This window comes from Microvirga makkahensis (assembly GCF_009830105.1).
GTDB classification, from domain to species: domain Bacteria; phylum Pseudomonadota; class Alphaproteobacteria; order Rhizobiales; family Beijerinckiaceae; genus Microvirga; species Microvirga makkahensis.
This window is the reverse complement of the sequence record NZ_WURB01000032.1, coordinates 1-23,587: the sequence shown is the minus strand read 5'-3', so window position 1 is coordinate 23,587 and position 23,587 is coordinate 1. Positions and strand designations below refer to the sequence as shown.

General features: G+C 62.3%; 20 protein-coding genes and 1 pseudogene. 14 read left to right on the top strand and 7 right to left on the bottom strand.

Annotated elements, in window-relative coordinates:
- The first annotated feature begins 43 nt into the window (after positions 1-43).
- From GR328_RS23455 to GR328_RS23405, 11 genes are all read left to right on the top strand, one after another.
- Positions 44-1,423 carry an MmgE/PrpD family protein gene (locus GR328_RS23455; protein WP_160888090.1) on the top strand — a complete coding sequence of 460 codons (1,380 nt, stop codon included), beginning with the start codon at positions 44-46 and terminating at the stop codon, positions 1,421-1,423.
- Complete coding sequence (locus GR328_RS23450; protein ID WP_160888089.1) at positions 1,414-2,511, top strand: AbrB family transcriptional regulator; 1,098 nt, start codon at positions 1,414-1,416, stop codon at positions 2,509-2,511. Before GR328_RS23455 ends, GR328_RS23450 begins: the two co-directional genes overlap by 10 nt.
- A gap of 307 nt (positions 2,512-2,818) precedes the next feature.
- Positions 2,819-3,577 (top strand): SDR family NAD(P)-dependent oxidoreductase, encoded by a 759-nt coding sequence (locus tag GR328_RS23445; RefSeq protein ID WP_343039465.1) that lies wholly within the window; start codon positions 2,819-2,821, stop codon positions 3,575-3,577.
- A 147-nt stretch (positions 3,578-3,724) separates the two neighbouring features.
- Positions 3,725-4,693, top strand: coding sequence for a tripartite tricarboxylate transporter substrate binding protein (locus GR328_RS23440; RefSeq protein ID WP_160888087.1), 969 nt, complete (start codon positions 3,725-3,727; stop codon positions 4,691-4,693).
- Between the two features lie 27 nt (positions 4,694-4,720).
- A complete protein-coding gene (locus GR328_RS23435; RefSeq protein WP_160888086.1) occupies positions 4,721-5,206 on the top strand; it encodes a tripartite tricarboxylate transporter TctB family protein in 486 nt (161 codons plus the stop codon).
- A gap of 52 nt (positions 5,207-5,258) precedes the next feature.
- Entirely contained in the window at positions 5,259-6,773 is a 1,515-nt protein-coding gene (locus GR328_RS23430; RefSeq protein WP_160888085.1) for a tripartite tricarboxylate transporter permease, read from the top strand.
- A gap of 77 nt (positions 6,774-6,850) precedes the next feature.
- Entirely contained in the window at positions 6,851-8,242 is a 1,392-nt protein-coding gene (locus GR328_RS23425) for an MmgE/PrpD family protein (protein ID WP_160888084.1), read from the top strand.
- Positions 8,243-8,414: 172 nt separating this feature from the next.
- Positions 8,415-9,110 (top strand): FCD domain-containing protein, encoded by a 696-nt coding sequence (locus GR328_RS23420; protein WP_160888083.1) that lies wholly within the window; start codon positions 8,415-8,417, stop codon positions 9,108-9,110.
- 161 nt (positions 9,111-9,271) lie between these two features.
- Positions 9,272-10,321 carry a PdxA family dehydrogenase gene (locus GR328_RS23415; RefSeq protein ID WP_160888082.1) on the top strand — a complete coding sequence of 350 codons (1,050 nt, stop codon included), beginning with the start codon at positions 9,272-9,274 and terminating at the stop codon, positions 10,319-10,321.
- A gap of 34 nt (positions 10,322-10,355) precedes the next feature.
- Entirely contained in the window at positions 10,356-11,318 is a 963-nt protein-coding gene (locus GR328_RS23410; protein WP_246216059.1) for an alpha/beta fold hydrolase, read from the top strand.
- Entirely contained in the window at positions 11,315-12,907 is a 1,593-nt protein-coding gene (locus GR328_RS23405) for a rhodanese-like domain-containing protein (RefSeq protein ID WP_160888081.1), read from the top strand. The genes GR328_RS23410 and GR328_RS23405 overlap by 4 nt, the downstream gene beginning before the upstream one ends.
- A 44-nt stretch (positions 12,908-12,951) precedes the next feature.
- Here GR328_RS23405 and GR328_RS23400 read toward each other — a convergent pair whose 3' ends face one another.
- From GR328_RS23400 to GR328_RS23375, 6 genes are all read right to left on the bottom strand, one after another.
- Complete coding sequence (locus GR328_RS23400) at positions 12,952-14,031, bottom strand: isocitrate/isopropylmalate dehydrogenase family protein (RefSeq protein ID WP_246216058.1); 1,080 nt, start codon at positions 14,029-14,031, stop codon at positions 12,952-12,954.
- Between the two features lie 10 nt (positions 14,032-14,041).
- A complete protein-coding gene (locus tag GR328_RS23395) occupies positions 14,042-15,406 on the bottom strand; it encodes an MmgE/PrpD family protein (RefSeq protein WP_160888079.1) in 1,365 nt (454 codons plus the stop codon).
- 11 nt (positions 15,407-15,417) lie between these two features.
- Positions 15,418-16,209, bottom strand: a complete 792-nt coding sequence (locus GR328_RS23390; protein ID WP_160888078.1) for an SDR family oxidoreductase — start codon at positions 16,207-16,209, stop codon at positions 15,418-15,420.
- Positions 16,193-17,281 (bottom strand): AbrB family transcriptional regulator, encoded by a 1,089-nt coding sequence (locus GR328_RS23385; protein ID WP_246216057.1) that lies wholly within the window; start codon positions 17,279-17,281, stop codon positions 16,193-16,195. Before GR328_RS23385 ends, GR328_RS23390 begins: the two co-directional genes overlap by 17 nt.
- Before the next feature lie 57 nt (positions 17,282-17,338).
- Entirely contained in the window at positions 17,339-18,748 is a 1,410-nt protein-coding gene (locus GR328_RS23380) for an MmgE/PrpD family protein (RefSeq protein ID WP_160888077.1), read from the bottom strand.
- 123 nt (positions 18,749-18,871) lie between these two features.
- On the bottom strand, positions 18,872-19,546 hold the full coding sequence (locus GR328_RS23375) for an FCD domain-containing protein (protein ID WP_160888076.1): 675 nt from the start codon (positions 19,544-19,546) through the stop codon (positions 18,872-18,874).
- Between the two features lie 268 nt (positions 19,547-19,814).
- On the opposite strand from GR328_RS23375, the gene GR328_RS23370 reads away from it, so the two are divergent.
- The 3 genes from GR328_RS23370 to GR328_RS23360 all read left to right on the top strand — a co-directional run bounded on the left by GR328_RS23370 (position 19,815) and on the right by GR328_RS23360 (position 22,935).
- Positions 19,815-20,828 carry a Bug family tripartite tricarboxylate transporter substrate binding protein gene (locus GR328_RS23370; RefSeq protein ID WP_160888075.1) on the top strand — a complete coding sequence of 338 codons (1,014 nt, stop codon included), beginning with the start codon at positions 19,815-19,817 and terminating at the stop codon, positions 20,826-20,828.
- 81 nt (positions 20,829-20,909) lie between these two features.
- Positions 20,910-21,407 carry a tripartite tricarboxylate transporter TctB family protein gene (locus tag GR328_RS23365; RefSeq protein WP_160888074.1) on the top strand — a complete coding sequence of 166 codons (498 nt, stop codon included), beginning with the start codon at positions 20,910-20,912 and terminating at the stop codon, positions 21,405-21,407.
- A gap of 13 nt (positions 21,408-21,420) precedes the next feature.
- Complete coding sequence (locus GR328_RS23360; RefSeq protein ID WP_160888073.1) at positions 21,421-22,935, top strand: tripartite tricarboxylate transporter permease; 1,515 nt, start codon at positions 21,421-21,423, stop codon at positions 22,933-22,935.
- A gap of 233 nt (positions 22,936-23,168) precedes the next feature.
- On the opposite strand, the pseudogene GR328_RS23355 reads toward GR328_RS23360, so the two are convergent.
- Positions 23,169-23,468 (bottom strand): annotated as a pseudogene (locus GR328_RS23355) (IS5/IS1182 family transposase); the annotation flags it as partial.
- Positions 23,469-23,587 lie beyond the last annotated feature (119 nt).

Sequence of the window (23,587 nt, the reverse complement as noted above, 5' to 3'; positions counted from 1 at the left end):
GCCAGAGAACAATTTGAAACGATCATTGGCTCGGGAGGCCAGGATGAGCAGCCAGTTCGCAACTCAAATGGATTATGGGGCTGCCGCCCTCGACCTGAACGTCACGAAGGACCTATGCTCTTTCCTGTCATCCTTCACGTTCGAAGACCTGCCCGAGAAGGCTGTTCATGAGGGGCGGCGCGGCGTGATGGATTGGATCGGTTGCGCGCTCGCCGGAAGCCAGCATCCGACCATCACGAAACTGGTCGGCGTTCTCTCCGATCTCGGAGGGGCTTCCCAGGCCACCGTGCTCGGCCGGCAGATGAAAATAGGCCTCCTTGAGGCACCCATCGCCAATGGTCAGATGGGGCATGTTCTCGATTTCGACGACACCCACATGGGCGGGGTTGTCCTTCACGCAAGTTCGCCGGTTCTGTCCGCGCTCCTCGCGCTTTCGGAGCGAAGCCCGTTCACCGGCCGGGATCTCATCGCGGCCTATTGTGCCGGCTTTGAGGCTGGCGTGCGTGCCGGGCAGGGGGCGCCTGGGCATCACGCAGGCGGCTGGCATCTGACCGGAACGCTCGGCTCCATTGCCGCCGGAGCCGCGGCAGGGAAGCTGCTGGGCCTCGATGCGCAGCAGTTGACCAATGCGCTCGGCATTGCGGCGACCCAAGCTGCGGGAATGCAGCAGAATCGCGGGACGATGTGCAAGTCGTTCCATGCAGGCAAGGCCGGGTCCAGCGGCGTGCTGGCGGCGCTGCTTGCGCAACGCGGCTTCGACAGTTCCGATGAAATCCTCGAGGGAAAGCGCGGATTCTGCCGGATCTACAGCAAGGACGCTGCGACGGAGCTCATTCTCGATCAGCTGGGAGAGCGGTGGGAGATCACGCGCAACGGCCACAAGCCCTATGCCTGCGGAGTCGTTCTTCACCCGACCATCGACGCCATGATCGCGCTGGCGGCAAAGGTACCGAAGAATGAGCATGTGGTCGCCATCGAACTGCGCGTCAATCCGCTGGCGGTCACGATCACAGGCGTGGCCAACCCGAAGACGGGCCTGAAGTCCAAGTTCAGCCTTTCCCACACCGCAGCGGTGTCGTTCCTCGACGGAGCCGCGGGCGTCGCGCAGTATACCGACAAACGAGCGTTCGATCCGAATGTGGCCGCGCTCCGCGAGCGGGTCAGCGCCCGGATGGACGAAAGCCTGCGCAAGGATCAGGCCTGGGCTGCCGTCGTGACGCAATCGGGCGCACGCTACGAGCACCTGGTGGATCATGCGAGCGGAACGGTCGACAATCCCATGTCCGACAGCGCAATCGAGAGCAAGTTTCTCGCAAACTCATCGCCCGTCATCGGGCAGGAGAGGGCGCTGAGAGCACGCGATGCGATTTGGTCGCTCGACCGGCTGGAAGACGTTCGGGATCTGCTCGCCTTATGCGCCTGATCTCCAAATGGCGCATTCCGCCGCCGCCAGCTCTTCTGACGCTCTTACTGGCCCTCGGACTGGGCTTCCTGGCGTCCTGGGCTCATGTCCCCCTGGCCTGGGTCCTCGGTCCCCTGATCGCAACAGCCCTCTCATCCGCTGCCGGATACCCAGTCTTTGCACCGACGATGGGCAGGCGGCTGGGGCAGGCGGTCGTCGGAACGAGCGTTGGCCTCAACGTGACCGCGGCGGCTCTTCAAGTCATCATGCTGTGGGCGCCCTTGATGGTCCTGACGGCGTTCGTAGCCATTCTTCTCTCGGCGACCCTGTCCGTGCCGCTCGCGCTGCTCGGCAAGATCGACCACAAGACCGCATTTTTCTCCCTCACCCCAGGCGGTCTGTCCGAAATGGCGAATGTCGGCACGTCGGTGGGGGCGCAGGCGGAGCCGATCGCGCTCTCCCAGGCTCTCCGCGTGGCGCTGCTTGTCTGCCTGATGCCACCCCTCATCATCGCGCTGGGAATTGACGGCGGCATGAATGACCAGGTCGCACAGGTCCGTCTTTCATGGCTGCATGCTGGCCTCGCTCTTCTTGCTGGGCTGGCAGGTGTGGCTCTCACGCGGCTCCTGCGCGTCAACAATCCCTGGACTGTGGGAGCCATCATCGGCGCGGCCGTCGTTGCCGCAACCGGGCTTCTCGCGGGACGAATGCCGGGTGTGCTGTTCTCCCTGGGTCAGTTCTTCATCGGCATCTCGATCGGATCGAGGTTCCGTCGCGAAAGCCTAGAGCGCCTGCCGCGCCTGGCTGCCATCAGCGCCGCCTTCACCATCCTGCTGGCTGCACTGCTCTTCGGCTATGCTTGGCTCCTATCCATTGCGACTGCAATCGATGTCGCGAGCGCAGCTCTGGGATCGTCTCCAGGCGGCATGGCGGAGATGGCTCTTACAGCCCAGGTGCTGCACCTGAATGTCGCCCTCGTGACCGCCTTCCATGTGGTCCGCGCTTTCCTCGTGAACGGTTTCACGCTCCACTTCTACAATCTCTTCACGAGGCTCGGCCTGTTCAGGCTTCTCGACGCCATCTTCGGACACAAGCAGTCACGCAGCTGACGCAGCGTTTCAGGTGCATCCGAGCAGTTTCGGTGCGTATCCCAGTATTCCGGTGAAAGTAGAGTTCGCGGTTGTAACTTGATCGAATGCAGATACTGTGCACTATCGTATACAAAAATTTGGGTCGGGGTCTTCAGACTGACTGCAATGACCGCGAGACGGTAGATGGATACGAGATGGCAGATGGATAATGGCAACTAAGTTGCAAAGCCTTCTCGCCGAGCTGACTGCTGGAGAGCCCAGGCCTCCAAATCATGTGGCCGACAAGACCCTGGCATTGCGCGGATCAGGGATACGGGAGAAAGTCGTGGACGATAGGAAGACGCTCGACGGGCAGGTGGCGATCGTAACCGGAGGGGTCCGGCGCATTGGCAGGGCCATGGCTCTTTCTTTGGCTCGTGAGGGGGCTACAGTCGTCATCAACGCGAAGTCGTCCCGTGATGAGGCCGAGGCTACTGCGAAGGAAGTGGAGGCTGCTGGCGGTCGGGCTCTGGTTCATCTCGCGGATGTCACCAACGAGGCTGATGTCGAAGGCATGGTCACGAAGGTGATCGAGACTTTCGGGCATGTCGACATTCTCATCAATAACGCAGCCATTAGGCGGGAAGTCCCCTTCACGCAGATGTCCCTGGCTGAATGGCGGGAGATCACCAGCGTTATCCTCGAGGGAGCTTTCCTAGGATCCCGGGCCGTTCTGTCCCACATGGTCAGGGCCAAGCATGGGCGCATCATCAACATCGGCGGAGTAAGCGCTCACACCGGAGCCTACAACCGTGCACATGTCGCAACGGCCAAGAGCGGGTTGACTGGAATGACACGTGCTCTCGCCGTCGAATTCGCCGAACATGGGATCACAGTGAATTGTGTTGTTCCGGGCAAGATCGGCGGAAAGCGCTCGGAGACCTCGGGGCACAGCGTCTCCCTTCCCGGAGGCGGTCAGCCGCTCGTCGGGCATGACGGCGCCCCAGAGGATGTAGCGGAAGTCGTTCGTATGCTCTGCCTTCCCACAGGCGGCTTCATCACGGGCCAAACCATTCATGTCAGCGGTGGTCTCTTCATGCCGTGAGCAGCCTACAGGATTATTTACAGGCTTGAACGTCAGGGCACTTGATATCCGTTCCAGAATGGTCGATTATAAACTGTCGACAGTATACAAAAACATTCTCGACTAAGACTGCCGCTAAGGCAGCTTCATCGGTGACAGGAGGAAGCAATGAAATTCACCCAGATCAAATTGGCGCTCTGTGCCGGGTTGGCCGCAGCCAGCCTGATGACACAGCCAACATTGGCCGCCGAGTATCCGCACAAGACGGTCAAACTCATCACGCATTCCAGCCCGGGCGGCGGAACCGACGTCTTTCTGCGCGAACTCGTGAAGCATCTCTCGCCCATCATGGGCGTGACGTTCGCGGTAGAGAACGTCCGCGGCGGCGCCGGCGCCAAGGCAGTCGCGCATTTGGCGAACTCGCCTGCCGACGGCAGCATTTTCTACGGCACGACGCCGAGCTACATCAACACGTCCCTCCTCAGCAAGCCTGAAAAGACTTACGAGGATCTCGATCCGGTCGTGAACCTCTTCCAGGATCCGCAGATCGTCTTCGTGCGCGCTGACAGCCCGTACAAGACGCTGAAGGATGTCATCGAAGACGCCAAGAAGCGCCCCAACCAGGTTCGCGTCGGCGTGAGCACGCCGGGCTCTCTCGACCGGCAGGTCATGGAGCAGCTCAAGGCCGAGACCAGCGCCGAGATGACGATCATCACCCATGATGGCGGTGGTGATGTAATGCTCAGTGTCCTCAACGGAACGGCCAATGTCGGCATCGGCGAAATTGCGGAACTGCGCGGACAGATCGATGCGGGTAAGATCAGGCTGATTACAAGCTACACCAACCAGCGTCTCAAGCAGTTCCCCGATGTGCCGACCGCGAAGGAGCAGGGCATTAACCTCGTCGTGCGCAAGTTCCGCGGCATTGCGGGCCCCAAAGGCCTCCCCAAGAATGTCGTCGCTGCGTGGGAGAGCGGAATCCAGAAGGTTCTCGAGGCGCCGGACTTCAAAGCCTGGTACGAAAAGGATGCTCTCGTGCCGGACTACATGAGTCAGGAAGAGTACAAGAAGTTCACGGCTGAGTTCGCCGAAGGACAAAAAGCCTTCTTCCAGAAGTACGGCATTACGACGGACTAAGGTCACGGGCCTTTCGGGAGAGCGACCATGCGAGGCACTCTGATTACTGCGATCCTGCTTTTCATCTTTGCGGTGGTCTTCTGGTTCGCAGCCGACGCCATTCCGAAAAGCCAACTTGGTGGTACCGTAGGGGCTGACGGTCTGCCGAAGCTGCTTGCAATAGCACTCGGCGTTCTATCGGCGGGCCTGATTGTCCAATCGCTTCTGGCGATGAAGGCAGCAGGGCCCGCCGTTCCTGCCGAGCCGAAGCGCAGGAGCGGGAACATTGCCCGCCATCTTTGGGCCGCCGGCATGATCGCGATCGGTGCGGTCTACCTCATCGTAGTTCCCTATCTCGGCTACATGCTCTCGGTAGGCCTGCTGCTGCTCACGGTAGCCCTCTACAACGGAAAGCGTCCATCATTCGGGCTCCTGCTTTTCGCGGCTCTGGGTGCGGGATTCTTTTACCTGATGTTCGTCCGCCTTCTGGATGTCCCCCTGCCAGCGGGCTTCTGGCCGGCGCTTGTAGGCTGAGCGCCGAACCGGCGCGCCTGCGAACTCATTTAATTGTGATTGGAGCGTAAAGATGGAAGGCCTCTCCTACGCGTGGCATGCCGTGTCTTCAATGCCCGTTTTGGCGGCGGCATGCGGCGGCGTCCTCTGGGGTATTCTGGGCGGCGCGCTTCCGGGTGTCTCGCCATCGATCGCGATGGCCCTGCTGCTTCCCTTCACCTACAGCCTTCCGCCTCTTGTCGCCGTCGTCCTTCTTGCTTCCGTCTATGTCGGCGCTGAATACGGCGGCTCCATTCCGGCCATCCTCATTCGCACGCCGGGAACGAATTCTGCTGCGGCAACGACGATCGACGGCTATGCCATGCACTTGCAGGGCCGCGGTGGCGAGGCCCTCGGCCTTTCTCTCGTCGGCGGCACGATCGGCGGTTTGTTCGGGCTGATCCTGCTCACGACACTCACCGAGTCTCTTGCAAACCTCGCGCTTCTCTTTACGCCGCCTGCTTATTTCGCGATGGGCATTCTCGGCATCAGCGTCATTGCCTCGCTGTCGGAAGGAGCTCTGCTGAAGGGGCTGATCGCAGGCGTGCTCGGCATGATGATTGCGACCGTCGGAACGGATCCGATCTCAGGAGTCAGTCGGTTTACCTTCGGCGATCCCAATCTGCTCGAGGGCATCCACTTCATCCTGATTATGCTCGGCATCTTCGCGTTATCGGAACTTATGGTTCAGGCGGGCGAGAGCAGGTGGCGGGAAGGGGCAGTGTCAGAAGCAGGCAAGGCGACCCTCAAGCTCCCGAGCTTGAAGACCCTGTGGCGCCTGCGTCGTGCGCAAGGCATCGGTTGCGCGCTGGGTGCTGTCGAAGGAGCCATTCCTGGTGCAGGCGGATCGGTCGCAGCCTTCCTGTCCTACAACGAGGCCCGGCGGTGGTCGAAAGAGCCGGAAAAATTCGGCCATGGCTCGGAGGAGGGCGTGATCGCTCCGGAGACCGCCAACAACGTCGTCTCCGCCACTGCGCTCGTTCCCACTCTGAGCTTCGGCATTCCCGGGTCGAATTCGACGGCCATCCTTCTCGGCGGCTTCCTCATCCATGGCCTGCAGCCCGGTCCGCTCCTGTTCACGTCGAATCCGGAAATCGTCTATGGACTCTTCGGTGGTCTTTTCACGGCCAACCTGCTGATGTTCCTCCTCGGCATGGTCATTCTCGGGCCGTGCATCTGGCTTGTGAAACGGCCTAAGCCTTACCTGATGGCGGCCATCTTCGGTCTCGTCGTATCCGGCGTCTATTCGATCGATCACAGCCTGTTCGATCTCTGGATCGTCCTGGCGGCGGGCATCGTCGGCTATGTCATGCGCGTCCTCGGCTTTCCGCACCTGCCCCTGATCCTGGGCCTCGTGCTCGGCTACATGATCGAGTCCAACTATCGGCGCGCCCTGCTGATGACGAACGGGGATCACATCGTCTTCCTGCAGGACAATGTCAGCCTCGGCCTTCTCACCTGCGCGGCTCTCGTCATCGGCGTCTCGGCGGTGAGAGAGATCCGTCGCTGGAGGAAGCCGTTGGTGATCGCGTTACCGCAGGCCCAGTAGCAGGATCATTGACAATCCGATCCGTCGGCGCGGGGGATGCATGGGGTATTCCCGCGCCTGCTCATGTGGAGAACGAAATGGCTAAAGAGAATGCGCCCCCGCCCGGACAGGCGATTGCGGAGCAGTTCGCTGCGTGGGCCTGCGCGTTGGACGGAGCCTCGCTCCCCAGCGAACTTCGGGAGATAGCGACATCCGCGCTCATCGACCATGCCGGTCTGAGCGTGTCGGCCCGCCACGAGGAATACGTGCAGGCCATCGTCTCCGCTTGGGAAGGCAAGGGCGGATGCACGGCCTTCGGCCATGCGCAAGGCTTCGATGCCGCCGGCGCTGCATTGGTCAACGGAACCGCATCCCACGGCGAGGATTACGACGATACCTTCGAAGGAACGCCCGTACACACCAGCGCGGTGATCGTGCCGGCCGTCCTTGCTGCCTGCGAGCGCTACGGACGAAGCGGAGAGGACGCGCTGCGCGGTATCGCAGTTGGCGCGGAGCTGATGTGCCGCATGGCGATCGTCGCGCCGACGGCCCAGCACCGGGCCGGTTTCCATCCGACCGCGATTATCGGAGCCCTTGGCGCTGCCGCAGGCGTTGGTACGGCACTCCGCCTCACCCCGACGCAGATGGTCGACTCCCTCGGCGTTGCGGCAAGTTTCGCGTCGGGCATCATCGAATATCTCGCTGAAGGCACCTGGACGAAGCGCATCCATCCGGGATGGGCCGCTCAAGCGGGGCTACGAGCAGCACTCTTCGGCCGCGCCGGTTTCAAGGGGCCGCGTACCGTCTTCGAGGGCGAGCACGGTTTTTTCTACGCCTTCGGCGTTCCGGAGATTGCGGCGGACTTCTCGCGCATCACATCCGGGCTGGGGGATGAGTGGAAGGCGGCGCGCATCGCGTTCAAGCCCTATGCGTGCGGCACGATGGTCCAGCCATTTATCGACTGCGCCATTCGCCTGGCTCGCGAGGGCGTCGGAGCCGATCAGATCGAGGATGTCCTCTGCAAGGTCGGCGAGGGGACCGTGCACCGGCTGTGGGAGCCGCTTGCGGAGAAGCGTCGTCCCTCGACACCCTATTCGGCGAAGTTCAGCGTCCCCTTCGGCGTTGCCGTAGGCTTCGTCAATCGCGCTGCAGGCCTGGGGCAGTTCACGGATGAGCGCATCACCGATCCGGACGTTCTCGAGCTCGCCGGTAAGGTGCACTACGAAATCGACCCGAACGATGAGTACCCACGGAACTACACCGGAACCGTGATCGTGACCCTGAAGGACGGAAGCACGCGCAGCGCTCACCAGCCGCATATGCGCGGCGGTGCCCGCGAGCCCTTGTCGCGAGCGGAGATCCTCGACAAGTTCCGGGCGAACACCCGGTATGGCGGTTGGACCGACCACCAGGCCGAGGCCCTGGCGCAGTGGTGCGAACGCCTCTTCGGGGCTCCGAATCTCGACGGCATCGAGGAGTTCCGGGCATAACGCCGGGAGGCGCGGTCCTTCTCCTGGGGCAGCGCTTCAGGAAAGGACGGCGCGGCCAGCTCTATTCGACACGCAAGCGGGCCTGGAGAAGCACTGGCCCGCTTCTGCCCTCTGTTTTTCTGTAACGTAAAAAGTGTTGACAATTTGCACGGGAAAGGTTGTACCTCCCGGCATGATCCCGAGCACCCCTTCCCAAGAACTCGCAGTCCTGCAGACCTCCTCGCTTGCAACGGCAATCGAGCGCGAGGTCGAGCGTCTCATTCTCAGCGGCAGCTTCGCGCCGGGTGAGCGCATCAACGAGAACCAGCTGGCCCAGAAGCTTGGGACCAGCCGGGGGCCCATCCGAGAGGCCGTGCGCGCGCTCGAAGGTTCGGGTCTTGTCGTGTCGATCCCGAACAGGGGATCTTTCATCCGCCGCCTGTCCATCGAGGAGGCCCTGGAGATCTACGAAGTCCGCTCGGTCTTGTTCGGGCTGGCGGGGCAACTTCTGGCCATGCGGGTGACGGACAAGCAGATCAAGCAGATGGGAGAGTTTGTTGCGGGTATGGAGAAGGCCTCGCGCAAACAGGACTTCGAGGCCTATTACCCATTGAACCTTGCGCTGCACGAGTTCATCGTCGACTCGGCTGGGAACACCACGCTTGCCCAGCATTACCGGAGCCTCGTGAAGAAGCTGCACCTTTTCAGGGCCCGGAGCCTCGTCCAGGGCGGCGGTCTTGCCGTTTCCAACAAGGAGCACCGCGAGATGTTGGCTGCCATAGCGGCTCGCGATCCGGGCCGAGCCTACGAGGCGCACCGGGGCCACGTGGCCTTCGCCAAGGATCGTCTGCTCGCCGTCGTGCATGCTGAAGGCAAGGTGGTTGGCTGAACTGATTCAAGGCCAGCCAGCCGAAACCGAAAGCGTCAGGGTCAATTTAACGGCAGAATTGTCAACAGTTGTCTGTTGACGAGAGTTCCTGGTCTAGGGATGATGCTGCCAGCATCTGGGGCCGGTTGTTTGGCCCCGCTCCTATTCGAGGAACTGGCGCCATGAGCACATCAGACGGATCCACCCTCCCGCGCATTGCGTTCGTCCTTGGAGACTATACGGGGATTGGACCTGAGATTTCCGCGCGGATCCTGCATTCAGGAGCCTTGGCGGGGGAGGCTCGCCTTCTGGTCGTCGGCGATGTCCGCGTTCTGGAGCAGGGCATGAGGGATGCCGGCGTGTCCTTCGCCTGGCACCGTGTCGGGAGCGCCCAGTCCGTCGATTGGTCGGCGTCCTCCGTTCCGGTGCTTGATCTCGGCAATACTGATCCGGTCACCCTGGAACGGGGAGTTGTCTCTGCGGAATCCGGCCGGTTGACCGGCGATACGCTGGCTTTCGCCATCGAGATGGCGAAGCGGGGCGAGGTCGATGCGATCACTTTTGCACCGTTGAACAAGGCAGCTCTTTGGGCAGGCGGCTGGAAGTTCCCGGACGAGCACAAGATGTTTGCTCATCTCCTAGGACATGAAGGCTACTTCTCTGAGATGAACGTGCTGGACGGGCAATGGATGTCCCGTGTGACGTCTCATGTCTCGCTGCGCGAGGCACTCGACCTGATTACTGCGGAATCCATCGAGGATGCGATCCGCCTCGTCGACAGAACGATGCGGCGCGCCAACATTGCCAAGCCCCGCATCGCAGTCGCCGCGCTGAACCCGCATGCGGGTGAGGGGGGGCTGTTTGGCAGAGACGAAATCGAGCTGATCGGTCCGACCGTCGCGAAGGTTGCGGCTACGGGTGTCGACTGCCGCGGGCCGTTCCCGGCTGACACGATCTACGTCAAGGCTTTCGCGGGCGAATACGACAGCGTCGTCGCGATGTATCACGACCAGGGGCAGATCGCGACGAAGATCCGTGGCTTCAACCGCGGTGTCACCGTGACGGCCGGGCTGGATACCGTTTTCACGACGCCCTCCCATGGAACGGCCTTCGACATCGTCGGCAAGGGCGTGGCGTCCACGGGCGCGCTCGAGAATGCCCTGCGCCTCGCGGCGCAGCTCGCAGGCAATGCCTCGGCCGCCAAGAGGACGGAAAACACCGCCGCAGCCTGAGATTGATCGGAGGCTCTGAGGGGAGGAACCTGGCTTGAGCACGCAGACGACGCAATCTGGAACAAATAGTCCGCCGCCGCTTATCCCGCACGGCCCCACTCTCATGGAAGGCTTTCGCCGCGAGCGGATCAGAACATCGGGCGCGGAGATCAACGTGGCGATCGCTGGGAGGGGGCCTCCGCTTTTGCTGCTGCACGGCAATCCACTGACGCTGGTCAGCTGGCACAAGATCGCTCCTTCGCTCGCGCGTTCCTTCACCGTCGTTGCGCCGGATCTGCGCGGCTATGGCGACAGCTCAAAGCCGGATGGCGGACCTGACCATGCGGCCTATTCGTTTCGCGCGATGTCGGAGGACAATGTCGAACTGATGTCGTCGCTGGGTTTCGAGCGGTTCAGCGTTGCGGGTCATGATCGGGGCGCACGCGTCGCGTTCCGCATGGCGCTCGACCATCCAGATCGGATCGAGCGCATGGCGGCCCTCGACATCGTTCCCACTCATCACGTGTTGAGCAATGTCAGTTTGGGCTGGGGCCTGGAATCGTATCACTGGTTCTTCATGGCGCAGAAATATCCGTTCCCGGAAAAGCTGCTGACGGCGGATCTCGATTACTACATGCGCTACAAGCTCAACAAGAAGGACGTAGGCCTGGAGATCTTTACGCCCGAGGCCATCGCCGAGTACATCCGCTGCGCCACGCCTGAGCAGATCCACGCCGTATGCGAGGATTACCGTGCCACGGTGACGATCGACTTCGAGATGGACACGGCTGATTTCGGCCAGAAGCAGATCGCCTGTCCAACCCTCGTCATCTGGGGGGCGAACAGCCATTGCGGCCGGCATTTCAAGCCGCTCGAGGCGTGGGCGCCATGGGCTCCGGATCTGCGCGGCTTCGATGTCCCTACTGGACATTACCCTGCCGAACACCGCCCCGATCTCATCTACCCGGCCTTCTGGACGTTCTTCCGCGGCGGCGAACCTGTGCGGCCTGCGCAATGAGCACGAGACTGCACCCTGCCGACGCGAAACGCCTCGTTCATGGGCCAGGGGAAATCGCAATCCTGGACGTGCGTGAACATGGGCAATACGGCGAGGGGCATCCGCTCCTCGCAACCAGTGCTCCCTACAGTCGCCTTGAGGCAGTCGTGCCGGTTCTGGTTCCGAACCGTTTCGTCCAGCTTCTTCTGCTCGATGACGGCGATGGCGTCGCCGAGCGCGCTGCCGCGCGGCTTGAAGAACTGGGTTACATCCATGTTTCAACGGTGGAGGGTGGCGCTCCCGCTTGGGCCGCTGCGGGCTTTGCCCTCTACAAGGGCGTCAACGTGCCTTCGAAAACGCTCGGCGAACTCGTCGAGATGGTTTGGCACCCCAAAATGATCGATGCGCGGACGCTCCGCGCATGGCAGGAGGAGGGCCGACCACACGTCCTGTTCGACACGCGCCCGCCGAGCGAATACCGGAAGATGACCGTTCCAGGCGCGCGCTCCGGTCCCAACGGGGAGTTGCTGCACCGCATGTCTAGCGCGGTCGCCGACCGCGATGCTCCTATCGTGCTTACCTGCGCCGGGCGGACGCGCGGCCTTGTTGGAGCAATCGGATTGCGGGCGGCGGGCGTTCCGAATCCGGTCTACGCGCTTGAGAACGGCACGCAGGGATGGGCGCTCGCCGGCTTCGATCTGGCGCGCGGGTGCAATCCCGATCCCTTGCCCGATCTCGAGACAGAGGGAGCTGCTGAAAGCAGAGCCCGCGCGGACCGGATCAGGGAGAGCACAGCGATCCCATTCATCGATTCAAAGACGTTCGAGGATCTCGCCCGGGATACGTCGCGCACCCTCTCTCTCCTTGATGTACGCAGCGCCGAGGAATATGCGCAGGGGCATCTGCCGGGAGCTCTCCATGCTCCTTGCGTCCAGATCGTGCAGGCGACTGACGAGTGGGTCGGCGTGCGCCGTTCCCGCCTTGTGCTGACCGACGATACGGGCTTGCGCGCGGTCCTCGCCGCCTTCTGGCTGCGGCAGCTCGGTTACGAGGTATACGTGCTTCGCCGCGACGATGCGGTTGACCTCGACGAGAGCTGGCTGAGGATGAGGCCGCTTCCCCATCCTGGTGCGCGTGGAGCGCTTCGCAGCGTTTCACCCGAGCAAGCTGCGGCGTCGGTGGAGGAGGGACGTGCAGTTCTGATCGACCTCAGGCCGTCGGTGGCGTATCGCCAGAGCCATCCGGAAGGCGCATTGTGGTCCATTCGCCCGCGCTTGGAGCAGGCGGTCCTCCCACGGAAAGCCGTGCTGCTCATTGCAACGGATGCGATGACCGCGCAGCTGGCTGCCGTCGATCTCGCTGCAATCGGTATGGCCGATGTCGGCATTGTCGAAGGCGGCATAGAAGGGTGGCGAGACGCGGGCTTGCCCTTGGTGGCATCGCCGGAACAGCCGCCTGACGAGGAGGCTATCGATTTTCTCTTCTTCGTGCATGACCGGCACGACGGCAATCTCGAAGCGGCCCGCCGTTACCTTGAATGGGAGACCGGGCTCGTCAGGCAACTAGACTCGGACGAACGTGCCGAGTTCAAGCTTGCCGAGCCTTTCTAAACATGGCGCGGGAAAGGATCGCTTCTTTTCCCGCGCCCTGACGCTTAGGCTGCCGCGATTGCCTTCAGAACGCCTTGAGTCATTCCCGTGGTGCTGGCCGTGCCGCGAATGTCCGGCGTGCGCGTGGCAGGATCGCCAAGAGCCGCCGTCATGCCCTGCTCCATCAGTTGAGCCGCCGCGACAGCTTCGGGAACATTGCGCTGACGTCCCAGCCAGTCGAGCATCATGCGGGTGGACTCGATCATCGCATAAGGGTTGGCGATGTTCTTGCCGGCGATGTCGGGAGCCGACCCGTGAGTCGCCTGAGCCATGGCAATGTTGCCGTTGCCGATCGAAAGGCCCGGAGCCATGCCGAGGCCGCCGACGAGGCCTGCGGCTTCATCGGTGAGAATGTCGCCGAACATGTTCGTCGTCACCACCGTGTCGAAGGTTTGCGGATCGCGAACGAGGCGCATGGCGAAGGTATCGACGATCACCTCGTCGACGGTGACATCAGGATAATCCTTCGCGGCGCGATAGCACTCCTCCACGAACATGCCGCATCCGAGCTTGAACACGGTGTTCTTGTGCACGAGGGTCAGGCGTTTCCGGCGCGAGCGGGCGATTTCCAGCGCAGCCTTGGCGACGCGGTAGCTGCCCGCCCGAGTGATGACTCGGACGGAGATCGTGACGTCTTCCGTAGGGCGGAACTCGCCCGAGCCCGCGACCACGTTGCGGTCGGGCTGGAAGCCTTCGTTGTTCTCACGGACGATGACTAGATCCACGCCTTCGAAAAGGCCGCCGAGATCCGGATAGGACCGCGTCGGGCGCACGTTCGCGAAGAGATTGAAGTGCTTGCGCAGGATCGGGTGGGGATTGATCGCACCCGGCACCTTGGGATAGTCCCGGTGGCCGATGGGCCCCAGGATCCAGCCGTCGAAGGTGGCAAGCGTTTCGAGCGTGCCCTCGGGCAGGGTCGATCCGTGCGTGTCGAGCGCGGTCCGGCCGATGGGCATCGGCCGCCAGTCGATCCGCAGCCCGGTCCGTTCCGCCGCAGCTTTCGCCACTTCGACCGATGCCGGGACGATCTCGTGACCGATATCGTCCCCGTTGAGGATTCCGAGAATGAGGTGGGCCGATGCCATCATGTAATCCTTACGCGCTCGTGGCGGTGCCGTTCGGAACGGAGAGACGCGCGATTTCCGCGACATCATCCATTTCCGCAAAGCGCCATGCTGCCGAGAGGAGGCGCTCCGTTCCCTCCTTGCCGAGGATTGCCTCGGACTGCTTGATGAACTTGCGATCCAGCTCTTCGTCGGTGAGGGGGCGGTCGAGGCTTCCGATCGCGTGCTCGATGCGCCGATTCACCTGACGTCCGTCGTGAAAGGTCACCGTCATTTCGACCTGATCTTCATGGATGGACTGATCGGTTTCCGCCTTCACGCGGCCGCGTAGCTCCACGATCGATGGATCGTTCACGGCCTCGTCGGTGAAGGCGGTAGGTGTGCCGTCGCCGCGCAGCAGTGCCGTTGCAGCTGCGTGGAAAACACTGAACTTGCCCTCGAGCCCGGTGCGAGGCGCCGTCTTACCGGTTAGCTCCAAAACGAGCGGATGAGTCCTGAGCTCGACCTTCTCGATGTTGCGGACCTCATCCCCGATTTCCTCGCGCAGCTGGATACAGGCGTCGATGGTCGGGTGAATGACGATACCGCAGGCGAAGGGCTTGTAGCTGTTGAGACCGGCTTCCCAGGTCTTGCCGAGGCCCTCGGTGATCTCGGTGTAGTCCTGCTTCGTCGATACTACATTGGCCCAGCCGCGCGGGGCTTCGATGCCGCGCTCGGAGCTGTCGAAACCGGACTTCGCCAGGAACGCCGCCAGGGCGCCGTTCTGGGCCGCGCGGCCGGGATGGAAGCTCTTGCACATGGTCCCGAACATCTCGCGCAGACCGGAGGATTGGGTCGCCGCGATGCCGAGGGCCCATGTCATGCGCTGCTCGTCGAGGCCGAGCAGCCGGCCCACCGCGGCGGCGGCGCCGAACACGCCAGCCGTTCCGGTGATATGCCAGCCACGATCATAGTGATCTGGATAGACGGCGTTGCCGATCCGGCACTCCACCTCCACTCCGACGATCATCGCGGCCAGAAGATCCGCGCCGGACACGGGCTGCATCTCCGCCACGGCGAGAGCAGCCGAAGCTACCGGACCGGCAGGGTGGATGATCGTCTTGAGGTGTGTGTCGTCGTAATCGAGGACGTGCGAGCTGACGCCGTTTATAAGTGCGGCGTGAAGCGCATCGAGCCGGTCGCCTCGTCCGATCACGGTCGCCTGCGCCGGGCCCGAAAAGAGCCGGACCGCATCAAGCGCACGATCCACCGTCTCATGCGAAACGCCGCCGACGGCGCAGCCGAGCCAGTTGACGAATGTCCGCACGCCCTGATCGCGGACATCCTGCGGGATGTCCGCGAGCCTGCACTCCACCGCCCAGCGGGCGAGCGTCCGTGTAACACCTTGATCTGACATTATCGTTTACCTCATAACAAACCGCGGGCGATGCCGCCGTCGACATTGATGGCCTGGCCCGTGACGTATGCAGCCCGAGGGCTGGCAAGCCACGTGACCATGACCGCGACCTCTTCCGGCCCGGCGAAGCGGCCGAGCGGAATATCCTTTGAGAACTCGTCGATCACCTCGTCGCGCGTGACACCCCGCTCCGCGGCTAGCTTGTCCGCGCGATTGATCCACAGCGGGGTCAGAGTGCGGCCGGGCCCGACGAGATTGACGCGGATGCCATCAGAGGCGAACTCACCGGCGAGCGTCTTCGAAAGGCCCAGAAGACCGGCCTTGTGAACGTTGGAGACGATCTGGTGGGCATAAGGCATCTTGGCCGCTGCCGCGCCGAGAAGAACGACCGCTGGCGTACGCCCTTTTCTGAGAAGGGGCAGGGCGGCCCTGACCGCGCGCACGGTCGAGAGCACGTTGAAGGTGTAGTTCCCGAGCCAGTCCTCGTCTGAGAGACCCTCGAACCCTGAACGAATGGATCCGCCGACAGCGGTGACGAGGCAATCGAGGCCTTCCCATTGGGCGCCGACTTCATTCAGCAGGCGCTCCGCATCGCCAGGAACAGTCAGGTCCACGGTCGCAGTTCGGGGAGTGCGGCCGCAGGCTGCGCCGATGTCGGATGCTGCGGCGTCGAGCTTGTCGGCGCTGCGCGAGGAGAGGATCAGGTCCGCTCCCTCCGCCGCCATCATTCGGGCGGAGGCCAAGCCAATTCCATAGCTCGCTCCGATAACCAGCGTGCGGCGGCCTTCAAGCTCGAGATCCATGGATCCACCTCGTAATGCGCTCGTAAATGCCGAAGGTCAGAAGGATAGTCGCGGCGATCACCGCGATCCGCATCATGTGGAAGGCCGTGACCGCTGCGGTGTCGAGGTGCATGGCCTTGGCGGTGATGACCATCTCCGTCACCCCTGCCGGGGCGAGGGCGAGAAAGCTTGTGGCATAGGAAAGGCCTGTCGCATGCGACAGGACCGCCGCGCCGAGAGCCGCCGCGCCGATCAGAAGGCCGGTCGTGACGGTGGCGGCCATGACGACCCGGGGCAGACGGAAAATCAGGTCCCTCTGGAAGCGGCTCCCGAGAGCGATGCCGATCATCAGCTGCGCCAGAATGATGAGGACCGGCGGCACGGTGACCGTGACAACCTCCGTGCCCCCGATGGTCGCACCAAGAAGCATCGGTCCCACGAGCCAGGGATTGGGAAATTTGAAGGGCTTGAGCAGGAGGGCGGCGCCGGCGCAAAGGATCAGAACCAGAGCCAGGACAAGGTAGCTGCTTTGTACTGCCGCATCGGCGATCACGATACCGCCGTCGTCGCCGAACGCCACCACGAGCAGCGGCACGACGAAGACGACAGCCGTCATCCTGATTGCATGCACAACCGCCACCGCGTCCGCATCGCCGCCGCGCTCGCGGGCGACAATCGCCATGTCCGCCATCCCTGCCGCCGCCGTGGCGAAGAAGGCCGTCGTGCGTTCAACCCGCGCCAGAGGGCGCAGGACAAAGGCCGATATCATCGTGACGACGATTACGAAGATTGTCGCAACCAGCATGGCGGGCAGGAGAGCCATCGTGGCGATCAGCACCGACGGGATGAAGCGCAGTCCAATGGCGAGGCCGACAACGGCCTGTCCCGCCTCTCGGGCCCAGGGCATGGGCCGCAGCTTGATGCCCGTCATCGCCGCAATGGCGCAGAGGGCCAGCGGCCCCAGCATCCATGCCAGCGGAACGTTCAGCGCATCGGCGGCGAAGCCGCCGGCCGTGCCCATGACAAGAGCCGTCGCAAGCTGCACGAGCGGGTGACGGGGCAGCCTTGGATCAAGTCTGCTCAGCCGTTCCAACTTCGGCGAGCCTGCGGGGCTCGTTTCCTGGGCGGGGCGCAAGGCGAATGGTCCCTGTTAGGCGTCGCGGAGCAGAGCGCTGGTCAGCCGGCCGATCGAGGGGAGAGACTCCAGATCTCGGACCATTGCGATGATGTCCTCGCCGCGCGCCTTCGGAAACCGGGCGTACTCGATGCATTCCCGGAACTTGTCGGCAACCTCGTCGTAGGACATCGGGATCATGGGGCTGCCCCTGCCGAAATCGGCCCGCCCGGAAATCTTGCGGCCATCCTTCATCTCAATGTCGATGATGGTGGTCATCTTGTGATAACCTGCACGCTCGGCGTCCTCGTCCACGACGAAGTCAACCCGTTCGATCATCGCCTGCACGTCAGGACGCAGAACCACTTCATCGACGAACTCGTTCAGGCCGGCCCGGCGCTCGAGGAGCAGGATGGCCATGCAGAATTCCATGGAGAACTTGGCCTGGAGCTCATTGCGGGGGCGGTGGTGGATCAGCGCATTGGGCATGTTGGAATTTGTGCCCACGCGAACGCGCTCCACGTCCTCGGACCGGATGTCGTTCTCGCGGATGAGGCGCATCATCTCGGTCATGCCAGGATGCGTCAGCGAGCCTGACGGATGGGGTTTGATGGAGATGCCGGGCTCTGCAAACGTCCAGGGCGCGCCGAGCTTGCCTTCGATCGCCGACGCATCGTAGCCGCCGCCCGCCGCGCTGAAGAAGCCACGCGGAGCTTCGAGGATCTTGTCGGTCGCCGTCCAGCCATACTGAGCGAATTGCGCTGCCGCGACACCGCTTTCGGATGAACGCCCGGCATGGAACGGCTTGGTCATCGTGCCAAAGTTTTCGCGAAGCCCCGCTGATTGGCTGCCGGCAATGGAGAGGGCGCGCTGCGTGGTCTCGACATTGAGGCCCATGAGCTTCGCCGCCGCTGCAGCCGCCGCAAAGGTGCCGCAGGTCGCAGTCGAATGGAAACCCGTCTGATAGTGGCGCGGATTGATGGCCTCGGATATCTTGCACTCGACTTCCACGCCGAGATGGTAGGCAAGCATCACGGCCTGTCCGCCTGCGCGCGTAGCCTCGCCCATGGCGAGCGCCGCCGGAAGGGCAGGGGCGGTGGGGTGCGTCAGCAGTCCGTAGACGCGGTCCGTCGCGACGGCAAGCTGGGTGTCGTCATAATCGTCCGCATGGATGCCGACGCCGTTTGCGAAGGCGGCGAAACGCGGGGCGACGCGCCGATTGCTGCCGATGACGGTCGCCGTGCCTTCGCCAAGGTTGAGATCGTCAAGGTGCTGGCGAACGAGTTCGCCGCTCTTGGCGACCGAGCCGGAGAGGGCAAGGCCAATTCCATCGAGAATGGACTTCTTCCCGAGCCTGACGACATCCTCCGGGAGGTCCTGAGCCTGCGTGTCGCAGATGAATTCCGAAACGTACTTCGTGAGCCCGGCGGCGCTTTGCTCGTTCATTGAACCGTTCCCTCTTCCTGTTCCTCACCGGTCCAGCCGGTCTTTGCGCAACATGGCCCGCCCGATCGAAAATTGTCAACAGTTATCAGTGAACAACCACTCGCACGTCGTAACCGGGATACGCTAGCTCGTGACGCTCGCTTTCTGGTGAGGCTCTCCACGGCGCGCGACCAGATTGCGCTCTCGGCCCTGATAAATGTGGTGGCGCATGGCAGCGAAGGTGCGCATGGGGTCACGGGCTGCTAGGGCTTCCACGATCTCCCTGTGCTCCGCATTCGAGATCTTGAGGGCGGATGCGCCGCCGCTGACTCCTCTGTAGCGGTGGATGTGCAATTCCCTGACGAGCGCCCTGTAGATCTCCCCGATTCTTTGATTTCCGCACATCTCCACAATGGCGTCGTGGAACTCGAGATTGACTGGGTAGTACTTCGTGACGTCTCCCGTCTCGGCCGCCTGCTCCATGAGCTCCAGGATGTCCCATAAGCGGGCAATCTGATTGTCCGTGATGCGCTCGGCCAGGGAGACGCCGGCATAAGCGAATATGCCGGCATGGGCATCGATCACCGCTGCGGCTTCCTCTTCGCTGAGGGAGCGGACAAAGAAACCACGGTTTGGGATCACGTCCACAAGCTTCATGGCGGCGAGGGCGCTGCAGGCTTCTCGAATGGGGCCGCGGCTGACGCCAAGCCGCTGGGCGAGCGCGTTCTCGTTGATCCGCTGCGTCGGCTTGAGCTCGCCGGAGACGATCATGCGCTCGATCTCGGCCTGCACGACGTTCGTCAGAGAACGGGTCCGCAAAAATTCAATAGGCGAAATGACGTGCGAGGCATCTGAACTGTCAGGCATTTTTCAAGCGCTCGACTATGGTTTGGACTCTCGTCAGGCGGTCCGCAGGCGGCATTCACTGCAGATCAACGGGCAGTCTAGCATGGAAAAACAAACTTTGGGAAAATTGTTGACAGTTAACTGTGGTCACAACTAGGCTGATCTGCAGGTAAGGAGCAAGAGGCTTCTGCCCAAAAAAAGCGCCGCCAATGAGCGGCGACCAATCTCATGGAGGAAGTGTATGAAGCGCAGAAGCAATATCACGCGGCGCGGCGCCCTTCGCGTCTCACTGCTGGCTGGTGCGGCCATCCTCGGCCTGTCGTCTATGGCTCAGGCACAGAACTATCCGGAGCGTCCGGTCAACGTGGTGATCCCGTTCGACACGGGGGGCTATAATGATCGTCTGGCGCGAGCCTTTGCGCCATGTCTCGAGAAAGAGCTTGGACAGCCGCTCGCGATCGTGAACAAGCCTGGAGCCGGGACGATGCTCGGAAACAGGTACTTCCTTCAGCAGCCGGATGATGGCTACACCATCATGGCGACCTCGGCAGCGCCATACATTCCGCTAACGATCCTGCTGCAGAATGCGCCTTACAAGGCCGAAGACTTCCACATGATTAACCTGCCCTCGCGCGACTTCACGCTGGTGGCGACTTCCGCCGAGAAGAACATCCAGAGCATGGAGCAGGTCATCGAGCAGCTGAAAAAGGATCCCACGAGCCTCAGCATCGGCGTGCAGCCGGCGTCCGCGGACTTCGTGAATCTCGCGCTGCTCATGGATGCCGCCGGTATCGACCGTTCGAAGCTGCGCATCGTGACTTATAGCGGTGGCGGCCCGGCTCGGAACGGCACGGCTGGCGGTCACGTCGACGTAGGCTTCGTCGGAGGTGAGGGCTTCCTGCCGATCAAGGAAAAGATCAGGCCTCTGCTGGTCTTCTCCGATGAGAAGACGGAGGAATTCCCCAATGCCACGAACGTAGTCGAGTTCGGGAGGAAGAATGGCTTCCAAGGGGAGTTCGTCGAAGGGTCCCAGCGCGGCTGGGCCGTGCATACGAGCTTCAAGGAGAAGCATCCGGACCGCTACCAGAAGCTTGCCAGCGCCATCGAGCGGGCTACGAAGAATCCGGAATGCGTCGCGAAGCTGCAGGCTCAGCAGCTCGCGACCCGCTGGTACGGTCCTGAGGCATCAAACGCCGCCTACAAGAGCACCTTCGAGGCGATGCAGAAGCACCGGGATCTGCTTAAGCCCCAATAAGGCACATGACAGACCGGCTGCGTCGCCGCAGCCGGTCTGCTTCCACCACATCGCCCTTCGGCTTCAGCAAGGCAGTGGCCAATGCGCATAGGAAACCGAACATACAAGGTGGATTGGGGGCACTTTCTCGTCGCCACTTCCATCGCGGCATTCAGCATCGCATATCTTCTGGATGCCCGAGCGACGTCGCTCAACATACAGAACCTCTTGCTCGTCCAGCCTACGGCTCTGTTCGTGCTGCTGATGTATCTGCTGGTTCTCCGGCAATGTATCAGCGTTGCCGAGGGGGCGTTGGTCCCTAGCCGCTCTCCTGAACCCGATGAGCGCGCCGCGCGAGACGAGGAGCGCAAGGGACTCGGCCGCATTGCGGCGTTGATCGCAGTCTTCGGCGTTTTCGCCTTCACGGTCGAAGACATCGGCTATGATGTCGCGGGCTGGGTTTTCACCGTTGTGGGGCTCTGGATCTGCGGCGAGCGGCGCATATGGGTGCTTGCAATATTTCCAGCCATTTTCGCAATCATCGTCGTGCTCGGCTTCAAGATGATGGTGCCGTATCCGATGACGACACTCTTCCTCTGAGGAAAGCTCAATCATGATCGACTTTCCTGCATTGGGTTCCGCCTTCGATCTCCTTGGCTCGAACATGGATGCGTGGCTGTGGGTCGTTCCCGGCCTTCTGATCGGGCTCTTCTTCGGCGCGATGCCTGGCATTTCCGTCTCCATGGCGATGGCGCTGGCCCTCCCGCCATCTCTCTACATGGACTTTCTGCCGGCGATCATCTTTTTAACCTCCGTCTATACAGGCGCCGGCTTCGGCGGCTCCGTCCCGGCTGTGCTCATGAACATTCCTGGCACCTCGTCCGCCGTCGCTACGACCTTCGATGGCTATCCGATGGCGCGTCAGGGGAAGCATAACGAAGCTCTGGGCGTTGCGCTCTTCGCCTCGTGCCTGGGAGTTCTGTTCAGCTACATCGTCCTGTTTGTCCTGATCGCACCGATGGCCGATGCAGTCCTGCGCATCGGCCCTGTGGAGATGGTCGCCGTCGCAATCTGGGGCATGATCCTGCTCGGATCACTCGGAAGCCGCTATGTGACTCGCGGTCTTCTCGCTGCGGCCTTTGGCACCCTGCTCGGCACCATCGGGATGAACACGGCGGGCTATATGCGTGGCACGATGGGGATTCCGTGGCTGCTCGATGGCATTCCCACCATTCCCGCAATGATGGGCCTTCTTGCCGCCAGTCAGCTCTTCAATCTGGTCAATGCCCGCTTCCTCGTGGAGGACGAGTCTGACCGCAAGATCAGCCTGCGCAGGATCCTGGCGGGTGGGGCGTTTGCGCTGCGCAGCCCGGGAGTGGTGCTACGGGGCTCGATCATCGGGTCGCTGGTTGGCGCAGTGCCGGGCGTCGGCTCCTCAATCTCCAATCTGCTTTCCTACGCAATGACCAAGCGTGGCGCCGATGATGGAGACACCTTCGGGCAGGGAAATCCAAAAGGGGTTGTCGCGGCTGAGGCCGCGAACTCGAGTTCCGAGGGCGGTTCGATGGCAACGATGCTGGCGCTCGGAATTCCCGGTGGCGGCGCGACGGCCATTCTTCTCGCTGCGTTCGCGATGCACAACGTGGTCGGCGGGCCAAGCTTCATCGATCAGAACAAGGACATCGTCTACGCGATCATCCTCAGCAATTTCGCGCAGGCCTTTATGCTCCTGTTTATCGGAACGGCGTTCGTGTTCGCCGCCAGCACCCTGGTTCGGGTTCCGCTCCGCTTCCTGATCCCGACCGTGCTTCTGGTGGCCACCATGGGAGCCTTCGCCATCGACGGCACGAGCGCAGGACCGATCACGCTGTTCATCTTCTCGATCATCGGATGGGGCATGTCGCGGTATGAGTATCCTGTCGCCGCGGTCGTGGTCGGGCTTCTTTTGGGACGCATCATCGAGACGGAGGCTTTGCGCTCCTATCAGCTGAGCATCGGCAACCCATTCTATTTCCTGGAGCGTCCTGTTGCGATGGGCGTGGTTGTGGTGATGTTCGCCTCGATCGGTTTTACGGCCTGGCGGAAGTCCAGGCGAAGGAAGCTCGTCGCAGCGCAAACGGCAGCTTGATGATATTGGCGTTTGATGAACATTTTATCCGGAGACGATCGACGCCGGAATAGAATGTTGCTGAACCCTACCTTCTAACGGAGGTCTTTGACCAAACTGCGCCCCAGGCACTTGGCAGCTACTTACTTTGGTACTGTGATGGATGGCGCATACTCCCGATCTCGGCGGATCGGCGAAAATCCGTCAGGTGACGGTGCGGTCATCGTGACGATCCTAAGAGTCCGTCTCGTAAATCATGAGCCTCGTCCCAAGCGGCGGACGAGGAGCATAACGGAAGCGGCGTAGAGGAACGCGCGGGCTGACGTGAGCGTGGCCTCAGGATCCTTCCACAGCCCTCGGTATCGACTGACCCACGCGAAGAATCTTTCAACTACCCAGCGGCGTGGGTTCACCGCAAACCCGACTTGATCGGGTGGCTTTCTGACAATCTCGATGCGGATCGAGCTCGCCTGAGCGGGAGCCTCTCCGGCATAGCCGCTGTCGGCAGACGCTGTGGCGATGAACGGGAATGCTCGCCGCGACAGGCGCAGAACCACTAAGAACGAAGCGATTGAGCTGATCCGGTCGCTGATCGCCAGGCTCGAACTCGGCCTGCGGGAGGAGGGCGGGTTGGACGCTGTAGCGGCACGGCGATCTCGCGCGTATTCTCGTG